The sequence below is a fragment of the Nonomuraea sp. NPDC049400 genome, from assembly GCF_044466425.1.
Taxonomy (GTDB): Bacteria; Actinomycetota; Actinomycetes; order Streptosporangiales; family Streptosporangiaceae; genus Nonomuraea.
In genome coordinates this window covers 29,464-31,322 of the sequence record NZ_JBITMP010000087.1, presented here as the reverse complement: position 1 = coordinate 31,322, position 1,859 = coordinate 29,464, and the positions used below count along the sequence as shown (strand labels likewise).

General features: G+C 69.3%; 3 protein-coding genes. All 3 read left to right on the top strand.

Annotated features, from left to right (window positions below):
* Positions 1 to 315 (top strand): hypothetical protein (locus ACIBVN_RS57350; RefSeq protein ID WP_397150802.1); only part of this gene is annotated, 315 nt, incomplete at its 5' end.
* On the top strand, positions 312 to 1,160 hold the full coding sequence (locus tag ACIBVN_RS57345; RefSeq protein ID WP_397150800.1) for a hypothetical protein: 849 nt from the start codon (positions 312 to 314) through the stop codon (positions 1,158 to 1,160). The genes ACIBVN_RS57350 and ACIBVN_RS57345, both read left to right, overlap by 4 nt.
* 18 nt (positions 1,161 to 1,178) lie before the next feature.
* Positions 1,179 to 1,859: hypothetical protein (locus ACIBVN_RS57340; protein WP_397150798.1), on the top strand; the 681-nt coding region annotated here is incomplete at its 3' end.

The following is a 1,859-nucleotide window of genomic DNA, read 5'->3' as shown; positions in this document are numbered from 1 at the left end:
ACCACGATGGGCATCCTCATGTTCCTCGCCGGGCTGGGCCTGGTCGGTGTCGCCGTGGCGCTCGCCCGGCTTGCCACCAGCCTCACCTCCGTCCTGATCGTCGGAGGGATCGCGCTCATCCTGTTCGCAGGCTTCCTGATGGCCACTCTCGCTGACCTGTTCCCGGACAAGCGGATCGACCACCCGTGGAACCTGTTCATGCTGCCGTCGCTGGCGGCCATCGTGCTCATCACCGGCGGCACCACCGTCACCTACCTCACCGATCTGGTGAAGACGAACGCCAACACGTTGACCTCGCAGATGGACACGCGGTGATTCTCTTCATCCTGGCCCTGGTCGTCGCCGCGATCGTCTGCGGCATCGCGTGGCGCCGCCCTGACGCCCGGGCTGCCGTCTCTGGAGCCTGGCAGGCTGGGAAAGCGCAGGCGGTCCGCGAGTTCCGCGACGGCTACACCTTTGCCCAGCAGCAGCTGCGCGCCGGGGATCCTCGCTGGTACAGCCCGCGCCGCTGGGCTTCGTGGGGTCTGTCCACCGGGTACGGGGCGGCGAAGACGCTGGCCGCGGCTAACCGGATCCGCCGTGCCGCGTGGCGCGGTGGGAAGGACGGCTACCGCGCGTGGAAGGACGCTCAGCCCGTCGATGCGCAGGAGGTCGTCGAGCAGGTCATCGTCGGCCCCGACAAGGCAGAGTTCGGCGACCCGCCCGTCAAGGGCTGGACCGAGTGCCCGCGCTGCGGCGCCAGGATCACCGGCATCATCCCGGGCGACGAGCAGGACGTTTGGGTCACCTGCCCGTGCGGCCACAAGGTCTGCTTCTACCGCGCCCCGAACGACCCGCCCGACGACTGGGACAAAGACCCGGAACCCCCCGACTCCAGCTCCAGCAAGGAGCCGGAACCCCACCACCCACCACAGGAAGGAACCGACGTGCAGACCGAAGCCACAGGCCTCACCAGCTACGCGCACGCCCACCAGCAGTTCGCCTCCGAACTGCGCGCCCAGATGAGCGGCAGCGAAAGCCTGGCCGCGTCGATGGCGACCATCCTCAACGAGCACTCCGACCTGATCGGCGACACCGCCGTCCTTCAGGACCTGCTCAACCAGGCCGCCGGCGTCGCTGACCGGATCGCCGAGCGAGCCACCACCGTCGCCAACAACTAATCCTCGAAGGAGAACCTCATGGCCAGCCACGACACGGCGGCTGCCCCGCCCGCCGCACCGGCGGAGGAGGCCAGCAAGCCGGCGCAGCCGAGCGGAGCCGACGCGGTTCTTCGCGCCGCCCGCAAGGTCGCTCACCACGAGCGCGGCAAGCTTGCGCTGCTGCAGCCCGTGGCATGGCTGGCCACCCTCCACACCACAGCGTGGGCGGCCGACGGCCTCGAGGTGCACCCGCTCATCCGAGCCGGCGTCATCACCGCCACAGCAGTTGCTGTGCTCGGCAACGCGGAGCGGCGCGGCCAAGACCTGCCGATCGTTCCCGTCGCCGCCGGCGTTCTGTGGGCGACGGCGGCCAGCGTATTCGGCCCGTACGGCTGGGTGGCGATCCTGCTGTGGATCGCCGGCATCATCATGGCCGTCCCGTTCTGGGTAACTGTGCTGCGCCGACCACGCCCGCGGGTGACACCCCAGCAGCCCGCTGCCCGGAAGTCGTCTACGACGGGTTCCGAGGTCGAGCTGTGGCAGAAGCGAGTCGTCCCCAACCATCAGGCGTTCAAGCTGACCCACCTCGAGCAGGTAGAGCCCGTCCCAGACGGCTACACCGGCATCGTGGTCGGCGAACGAGGGCCGACCCGGTTCAGCCAGATGTCACACCAGGCCGCGATCGAGACGATCGCGTCCGCCAACGGCGTCCACATCTCG